At 74.6% G+C, this 7822-nt stretch carries 8 protein-coding genes; 6 read left to right on the plus strand and 2 right to left on the minus strand.

Annotation, left to right across the window (positions count from 1 at the left end; genetic code table 11):
- Nucleotides 1-20: 20 nt before the first annotated feature.
- The 5 genes from HZS56_RS20260 to HZS56_RS20280 are packed head-to-tail and all read left to right on the plus strand — an operon-like array spanning nt 21 to nt 4697.
- Entirely contained in the window at nt 21-1223 is a 1203-nt protein-coding gene (locus tag HZS56_RS20260) for a homogentisate 1,2-dioxygenase (RefSeq protein ID WP_216722141.1), read from the plus strand.
- The gene (locus HZS56_RS20265) at nt 1220-2071 is read left to right on the plus strand and encodes a hypothetical protein (protein ID WP_308408109.1); all 852 of its coding nucleotides are present in this window, start codon (nt 1220-1222) and stop codon (nt 2069-2071) included. Before HZS56_RS20260 ends, HZS56_RS20265 begins: the two co-directional genes overlap by 4 nt.
- Nucleotides 2072-2086: 15 nt before the next feature.
- Entirely contained in the window at nt 2087-3292 is a 1206-nt protein-coding gene (fahA, locus tag HZS56_RS20270; RefSeq protein WP_216722142.1) for a fumarylacetoacetase, read from the plus strand.
- On the plus strand, nt 3289-4038 hold the full coding sequence (locus HZS56_RS20275) for a CoA transferase subunit A (protein ID WP_216722143.1): 750 nt from the start codon (nt 3289-3291) through the stop codon (nt 4036-4038). The genes fahA and HZS56_RS20275 overlap by 4 nt, the downstream gene beginning before the upstream one ends.
- Nucleotides 4038-4697, plus strand: coding sequence for a 3-oxoacid CoA-transferase subunit B (locus HZS56_RS20280; protein ID WP_216722144.1), 660 nt, complete (start codon nt 4038-4040; stop codon nt 4695-4697). Before HZS56_RS20275 ends, HZS56_RS20280 begins: the two co-directional genes overlap by 1 nt.
- Before the next feature lie 3 nt (nt 4698-4700).
- Here HZS56_RS20280 and HZS56_RS20285 read toward each other — a convergent pair whose 3' ends face one another.
- Together HZS56_RS20285 and HZS56_RS20290 are read right to left on the minus strand one after the other, a co-directional pair.
- Nucleotides 4701-5288, minus strand: coding sequence for a MarR family winged helix-turn-helix transcriptional regulator (locus HZS56_RS20285; protein ID WP_216722145.1), 588 nt, complete (start codon nt 5286-5288; stop codon nt 4701-4703).
- Entirely contained in the window at nt 5285-6973 is a 1689-nt protein-coding gene (locus tag HZS56_RS20290; RefSeq protein ID WP_216722146.1) for an FUSC family protein, read from the minus strand. The genes HZS56_RS20285 and HZS56_RS20290 overlap by 4 nt, the downstream gene beginning before the upstream one ends.
- 199 nt (nt 6974-7172) lie before the next feature.
- On the opposite strand from HZS56_RS20290, the gene HZS56_RS20295 reads away from it, so the two are divergent.
- A complete protein-coding gene (locus tag HZS56_RS20295) occupies nt 7173-7760 on the plus strand; it encodes a DUF5134 domain-containing protein (RefSeq protein WP_216722147.1) in 588 nt (195 codons plus the stop codon).
- The last annotated feature ends 62 nt before the right edge of the window (nt 7761-7822 follow it).

A 7822-nucleotide genomic window follows, 5' to 3' on the forward strand; every position in this document is an offset into this window, starting at 1 on the left:
GACGCAAGGAACCACACCTCATGCCTTACTACCGCAGTGTCGGGGACGTGCCGCCCAAGCGGCACACCCAGCACCGGGACGCCGACGGCCGTCTGCGTTTCGAGGAACTCATGGGCGAGGAGGGCTTCTCCTCCGACTCCTCGCTGCTCTACCACCGCGAGATCCCCTCGGCGATCACCGACTCCCGGACCTGGAACCTCACCGGCCAGGACACGGCCGCCAACCACCCGCTCAAACCGCGCCACCTGAAGCTCCACGCCCTCTTCCCCGGTGACGCCTGGCGCGACACCGATGCCGTGACGGGCCGGCGGCTGCTGCTCGGCAACGGCGACGTGCGCATCTCCTACGTCGTCGCCGGTGCCGCCTCGCCGCTCTACCGCAACGGCCTCGGCGACGAGTGCGTGTACGTCGAGGCCGGCACGGCCACCGTGGAGACCGTGTTCGGCACGCTGCCCGCGCGTGCCGGGGACTACGTGCTGCTGCCCCGGGCCACCACCCACCGCTGGCTGCCCGAGGGCGACGAGCCGCTGCGCCTGTACTGCGTGGAGGCCAACTCGCACATCTCCCCCGCCCGCCGCTACCTCTCGCGCCACGGACAGCTCCTGGAGCACGCCCCGTTCTGCGAGCGGGACCTGCACGGACCCGGCGGGCCGCTGCTGGCCGACGGCACCGACGTCGACGTGTACGTCAAGCACCGCGGGCCGCGCGGCGAGGTGCTCGGCACGGTGTTCACCCAGGCCACCCACCCGTTCGACGTGGTCGGCTGGGACGGCTGCCTGTACCCGTACACCTTCAGCGTCCACGACTTCGAGCCGATCACGGGCCGGGTGCACCAGCCGCCGCCCGCCCACCAGGTCTTCGAGGGCGACAACTTCGTCGTCTGCAACTTCGTGCCCCGCAAGGTGGACTACCACCCGCTGGCGATCCCGGTCCCGTACTACCACTCCAACGTGGACAGCGACGAGGTGATGTTCTACTGCGGCGGCGACTACGAGGCCCGCAAGGGCTCCGGCATCGGGCAGGGTTCGGTGTCGCTGCACCCCGGCGGCCACGCGCACGGGCCGCAGCCCGGCGCCTACGAGCGGTCGGTCGGCGCCGAGTTCTTCGACGAACTGGCCGTCATGGTCGACACGTTCAGGCCGCTGGAGCTGGGCGAGGGCGCGCTGGCCGCGGAGGACGCCGGCTACGCCTGGACCTGGGCGGGGCGGGGGCCGGCCGCGTGAGCGCGCTGCTCGCCGGGCTCGTCGACGACGCCGGGCTGTTCCCGCCGACCGCGCTGCCGCCCGCCGGAGCGGTGGCGCGGCACCGCCGCGACCGGGCCGCCGCCCACCCGATGCACACCCTGCGGTTCCTGGTTCCGGTGGGCCGGCTGGAGGAGATCCGGGCCGAACTGGGCCCGGACGACCGGCTGCTGCTCGGTCTGATCGCGGACGCGGCGGGGCCGGGCGATCCCGGTGACCGGCTGCGGGCCGCGCTGGAGACGGTGGCCGACGACGACCGGCTGGAAACGGCACTGGTCGAGGTGCCGCTCGCGGTGTTCGGCGGTGATCCGGCGACGGCTGTGCCCGCCGCGCTCGCCGCCACCGCCGGGGCCGGGGTGCCGGTGTTCCTGGAACCGGCCGCACCGTCCGGCATCGGGGCCCTGCTCACCGCGGTGGCGGGCGCCCCCGGCATCGGGGCGAAGCTGCGCTGCGGCGGCGTACGGGCCGAGTTGTTCCCCACCCCCGCCGAGGTCCTGCACTTCGTCGTCTCCTGCGCCCGGGCCGGCGTCCCCTTCAAGGCGACCGCCGGGCTCCACCACGCCGTACGGCACCGGGACACCGAGACCGGATTCACCCACCACGGCTACCTCAACCTGCTGCTGGCCGCCGCCCGCGCCGCCGCCGGACCCGGCGCCCCGGCGCCCGTGCTGGACGCGCTGCGGACGGAGTCGGCCGACACGCTCACCCGCGAGCTGACCGCCCTGTCCGGACCCGACGCGGCCGCGGCCCGCGCCCTGTTCGTCTCCTACGGCTCCTGCTCCACCGCGACACCGGTGTCCGAGGCCCGCACTCTGCTCGGCACCGCCTGAAAGGACAGTTCCACGATGACCTCCGCAAGCTGGGTCCCGGTGCCCGAGGGCTCCCCGTTCACCGAACACACCCTTCCCTACGGCGTCTTCGCCCCCGAGGACGGTGCCCCGAGGGTCGGTGTCGCCATCGGCGACCACGTCCTCGACCTGGCCCGCGCCCTCGGCGACGACACCTTCGCCCGGCCCTCGCTCAACGCTTTCCTCGCCCAGGGCCGGGCCCGCTGGCAGGAGGTACGGGCCCGCGTCACCGGGCTGCTCACCGACTCCGCGCACCGCGGGGCGGTGGAGCCCGCGCTGCACCGCGCCGACCGGGTCCGGCTGCTCATGCCCTTCGAACCGGCCGACTACGTCGACTTCTACGCCTCCGAGCACCACGCGGCGAACATCGGCCGGATGCTGCGTCCCGGCCAGGAGCCGCTGACCCCGCAGTGGAAGCACCTCCCGATCGGCTACCACGGCCGCTCCGGCACGCTGGTCGTCTCCGGCACGGACGTCGTCCGCCCGTGGGGCCAGACCCGTCCGGCCGACGGCGGCGCACCGCCGTTCGGCCCGTCCGCGCGGCTGGACATCGAGGCGGAGGTCGGCTTCGTCGTCGGCACCCCGTCCGCGCGGGGCACCCGGGTCGGTGTCGGGGACTTCGCCGACCACGTCTTCGGCGTGTGCCTGGTCAACGACTGGAGCGCACGGGACCTCCAGGCCTGGGAGTACGTGCCGCTCGGGCCGTTCCTCGCCAAGTCGTTCGCGACGTCCGTGTCGCCGTGGATCGTGCCGCTGGACGCGCTGGAGGCGGCCCGCACGGCGCCGCCCGAGCGGACCGAGGAGCTGCGGCCCTACCTCCGGGACGGCGAGGACTGGGGTCTGGACCTGGCCCTGGAGGTGCGGCTCAACGGGGAGGTGGTCTCCCGGCCGTCGTTCACGTCGATGTACTGGACACCGGCCCAGATGCTGGCGCACCTCACCGTCAACGGCGCCTCGCTGCGCACCGGCGACTTCTACGCCTCCGGCACGGTCAGCGGCCCGCAGGCGCACGAACGCGGCTGCCTGATGGAGCTGACCTGGAACGGGCAGGAGCCGCTGACGCTGTCGGACGGCTCCACCCGCACCTTCCTGGAGGACGGCGACGAGGTCACCATCACGGCGACCGCACCGGGGCCCGACGGCTCGCGCATCGGCTTCGGAGAGGTCCGCGGCCGGATCGTCGCGGGAGGCGACGGCTCATGAACAAGGTCGTCGCCAGTGCGCGCGAGGCCGTGGCCGACATCGGCGACGGCGCGTCGCTCGCGGTCGGCGGTTTCGGTCTGTGCGGCATCCCCACGGTGCTGCTCCATGCCCTGCACGAGAAGGGCGCCGGTGACCTGTCCGTGGTGTCCAACAACTGCGGCACCGACGGACACGGGCTCGGCGTCCTCCTCTCCGCCGGCCGGATCAGCCGGGTCACGGCCTCCTACGTCGGCGAGAACAAGGAGTTCGCCCGCCAGTACCTGGGCGGGGAGCTGGAGGTGGAGCTGATCCCGCAGGGCACGCTGGCGGAACGGCTGCGCGCCGGGGGCTGCGGCATACCCGCGTTCTACACCCCGGCCGGTGTCGGGACCCAGGTCGCGGACGGCGGCCTGCCGTGGAAGTACACGGCGGACGGGGCCGTGGAGGTGGCGTCGCCGAGGAAGGAGCGGCGCGCGTTCCGGGGGCGTACGTACGTGCTGGAGGAGTCGGTCACCACCGACTTCGCCCTGGTCCGTGCGGTGCGCGGCGACCGGTACGGCAACCTCGTCTTCCGGCGCTCGGCCCGCAACTTCAACCCGCTGGCGGCCATGGCCGGCACGGTCGCGGTCGCCGAGGTCGAGGAGTTGGCCGACGGCGCCCTCCACCCCGACGAGGTGCATCTGCCGGGCGTCTTCGTGCAGCGGGTCGTGCCGCTCACCGCCGCGCAGGCCGCGGACAAGTCCATCGAGAAGGCGACGGTGCGCTGATGCCCTGGAACCGTGACGAGATGGCCGCCCGCGCGGCGGCCGAGCTGACCGAAGGTTCCTACGTCAACCTGGGCATCGGGCTGCCCACGCTGGTGCCCGGCCACCTCCCGGCCGGCGTCGACGTCGTCCTGCACTCGGAGAACGGCATCCTCGGCGTCGGCCCGTACCCCACCCCGGACGAGGTCGACCCCGACCTGATCAACGCGGGCAAGGAGACGGTGACCACGGCGCCGGGCGCGTCGTTCTTCGACTCGGCGCTCTCCTTCGGCATGATCCGCGGCGGCCACCTGGACACCGCGATCCTCGGCGGCCTGCAGGTCTCCACCGGCGGCGACCTCGCCAACTGGACCGTGCCCGGCAAGATGATCAAGGGCATGGGCGGGGCGATGGACCTGGTGCACGGGGCCCGGCGGGTCATCGTGCTGATGGACCACACCGCCAAGGACGGCAGCCCCAAGATCGTGCGCGACTGCACGCTGCCGCTGACCGGCACGGCGTGCGTGGACCGCGTCATCACCGGCCTCGGTGTCTTCGACATCGCCCCGCCCGCCGTGACGGTGGCCGAACTCGCCCCCGGTGTCACCCTGGACCAGGTGCGCGCCGCCACCGACGCCGAGGTCGTCCCCGCCCTTGGCGAGTCCGGGACCCGGACGGGCTGAACCTCACACCCGCAGCGCGTCCAGGCGGCCCTCCAACTGGCCCAGCAGTCCCGCCAGGAGCCCCGCCAGCTCGCCCTGCCTGGTCCCTTCCACTCCGGACAGGACGGCGGCCTCGTAGGCGAGCTGGTCGGGCAGCAGGCCGTCGACGAGGTCGCGTCCGGTGTCCGTGAGGCGGACGTGAGCGACGCGGCGGTCGCGGGTGTCGCCGCGCCGCTCCACCAGACCCCGCTCGCTGAGCTGTTTGAGGCGCTTGGTGACGGCGGCGCCGGAGGAGAACGTCTCCCGGGCCAGTTCCCCGGGGGTCAGCTCGTGCCCGGTCCGGCGCAGCGCGCCGAGCAGGTCGAACTCGGCACGGCTGAGGCCCGCCCGGCGCAGCGGCGCGTCCTCGGCCTGCTGGAGCAGGGCGGCGCAGCGGTTGATGCGGCCGATGATCTCCATCGGCCCGGTGTCCAGGTCGGGGTGGACGGCCCGCCACTGCCGTACGACGGCGGCGACGGTGTCCCCGCCCGGCCCGTCGCTCCCGGCGCCGTCTCCCCCGTGGCCGGCACCCTCGTCGCCCCCGGTGGCCGGTCCCCCGTCGGTTGCGGTCATCGCCGTACGTCCTCCGCTCTCGTGGCCGTGTCCCGGTCCCGACGCGCTGCCTGGCGTCGCACCGCCTCGGCGAGCGTACGGTGTCCGGACTGCTCGGCGAGCACGACCCTCTCCTGCGGCAGTGCGCGCCCCCACCACTCGCCGGCCGCTCCGTCGGCGGTGGCCCGCAGCTCGGTCAGTGCGGCCGCGAGGCCCCGGCGGGCGGCCTCCAGGGCGCCGGGGCCGGGGTCGGCCTGCGCGAGGAGGCGCGCGGCGTTCTCGCGTGCCCGGTCGGCGGCGGTCACCGCCTGTTCGACGCGGTTCCCGGCGCGCCGGTTGGTGACGGCGACGGCGGCCAGGAAGCCGACCAGGGCGCCGACGAGGGTGTCCACCACCCGCTCCGTGATCAGTTCGCCGGGCTGCTGGTAGCCGGCGAACTCGGTGATGAGCAGCGCCATCGGTGTCACGCAGACGGTGCCGAGCCAGTAGTTGCGGGTGATGAGCGCCTCGGCCCCGAAGTTGAGGGCGAGGCAGAACAGGACGAGGAGCACCTGCCCGAGGTGGGCGAGCGGGACGAGTGCCGCGAACAGCAGCACCCCCGCGACGTTGCCGACCACGCGCTGCACGGCCCGGCTCCAGGTCAGGGTCAGGTTCGCCTGGTAGAGCGCGGCGGCGGTGACCAGGGCCCAGTAGGGGCGGCCGATGCCGAGGGCGAGGGAGGCGTAACCGGCCAGCGCGCAGCCGAGGGCGGTGCGCACGGCGATGGGGGCCAGTGGGCCGAGGCGCCGCCACAGGGGGGCCGGGCGGGCGGTGAGTTCGGCGTCGACACCGAGCAGCTCGCCGGTGTCCGCCGGAATCTCGCCGGTGCGGGGGATCCGTCCGGTGCCGCGCAGGGCGCGGGCCCACCCGCGCAGCCGCTCCGGGTCGGTGTCGGCGGGGGCGGCCAGCGCGACCTCGGCGCGTACGACGAGGCGTTCGAGGGCGCGGCGGGTGGTGGCGCGGGTCCCCGCAGCCGGAAGGGACAGCAGCGTCTGCCAGGCGGCCTGCACGGCGGCGTACCCGGAGGCGCGGGCGGCGTCGCGGCCCTCAGCGGTGCCGGGGGCGGCGGCGTACGCGGCGGCGGCGCCCAGCGCCTGGGCGGTGGCCCGGCGCTCCGGGCCGTGCGGGCGGACGAGCGCGGGCGCCATGCCGACGGCCCAGGCCCAGACGCCGGCGGCGGCGCCGAGCGCCAGGTGGCCGGGGATCTGGCCGGGGGTCTGCGGGACGAAGAGGGCGGCGGAGCTGATGAAGGTGAGGATCACGTTGCCCGGCGGCCCGACGCGGGTGGCGTCGCACAGCGTCTTCTGCACGGCCGCCAGCAGGGCACCCACGGTGACCAGGACGACCGCGTTCCGGGTGAGCGAGGCGGTGACCAGGGCGACGGCGACACCGCCGAGCATGCCGAGGACCACCCACGCCAGGGTGCGGGCGCGGGCGGCGTAGGGGCGGTTGTGGGCGTAGAGCGCGCACAGCGACCCCGCCATCGTGTACATCGCCAGGTCGAGCCGGCCGAGCGCCAGCAGGAGCAGGTTGGGCGGGGCGACGGCGGCGACCGAACTCAGGGCGGGCTTGAACCAGATCTCGGAGGGCCGGCGCAGTCGGAGTACGCCCGACAGGGACAGACGTCGGCCCAGCGGGGTGCCGGAGGTGGGGGTCGCACTGCTCATGACTTTTAGTTTAGCAGGTGTTTTACCAGTAAATGATACCGGCCGGGTGCGGGATCCCGACCCGAAGGCCCCTCCCGACCAGCGACGATCCGCCGCGCTCCCTCGAATACCCCCCGTGTACACCCTTGCGCTCGCGTGCGCGCCGCACGCGACGGGCAGTCCTCTGACCGACCGTGAACCGCTGAACGGGGAGGTGCGTGTGCACGGACCGGAGTCGCCCGCCTGGCTGCTGGTCGCGCTCTGCGCGGCGACCGGCGCCTACTGTCTGCTGCGGATGCGCAGCAGCGTCGAGGACCAGCGCCGCGCCGCGGGCGGGGAGGCGGTCATGGGGTTCGGCATGGCCGCCATGGCCGTGCCGGCGGCGGTGTTCACGGCACCGGCCTGGGCATGGGCCGGTGGCGCGGTGGTGTTCGGGGCCGCCGGGCTGCGGGCCCTCTGGGCGGCCCGGACCGGGCGTCGCCATCTGCACCACCTCGTGGAGGCCGGAGCCATGGTCTACATGGCCGCAGCGATGGCCGCCTCCCCGGCGTCCGGTTCCGCCGCCCACGGGCACGCCCACGGGCACGGCGCCTCCGGCGCGCCCGTGCTGACCGGGATCCTGCTGCTCTACTTCGCGGGCTACGTACTGTTGACCGGCGTACGCCTGATACCCGGCGTGGCGGTCGCCGGAGGCGGGCCGGGGGCCGGCGCCCCCGCGGCCGCGGGGTGGGGCGACCGTCCGGAGCTGGCGCGGGCCTGCCGGCTCGCCATGGCGATCGGGATGCTGGCCATGCTGCTGACCATGTGACACGGAGGGGTGCAGCGCGCCGCGCGGAGGGGCGGGGTGCGCGGTGGCGCGGGGTGCGGGGC

It is taken from the genome of Streptomyces mayonensis (genome assembly GCF_018982965.1).
Taxonomy (GTDB): domain Bacteria; phylum Actinomycetota; class Actinomycetes; order Streptomycetales; family Streptomycetaceae; genus Streptomyces; species Streptomyces mayonensis.

What these genes read in the sequence shown, in the direction of transcription:
- HZS56_RS20260 (WP_216722141.1), top strand. Translation starts at nt 21, where the DNA reads ATGCCTTACTACCGCAGTGTCGGGGACGTGCCGCCCAAGCGGCACACC.
- fahA (WP_216722142.1), top strand. Translation starts at nt 2,087, where the DNA reads ATGACCTCCGCAAGCTGGGTCCCGGTGCCCGAGGGCTCCCCGTTCACC.
- HZS56_RS20275 (WP_216722143.1), top strand. Translation starts at nt 3,289, where the DNA reads ATGAACAAGGTCGTCGCCAGTGCGCGCGAGGCCGTGGCCGACATCGGC.
- HZS56_RS20280 (WP_216722144.1), top strand. Translation starts at nt 4,038, where the DNA reads ATGCCCTGGAACCGTGACGAGATGGCCGCCCGCGCGGCGGCCGAGCTG.
- HZS56_RS20285 (WP_216722145.1), bottom strand. Translation starts at nt 5,288, where the DNA reads ATGACCGCAACCGACGGGGGACCGGCCACCGGGGGCGACGAGGGTGCC.
- HZS56_RS20290 (WP_216722146.1), bottom strand. Translation starts at nt 6,973, where the DNA reads ATGAGCAGTGCGACCCCCACCTCCGGCACCCCGCTGGGCCGACGTCTG.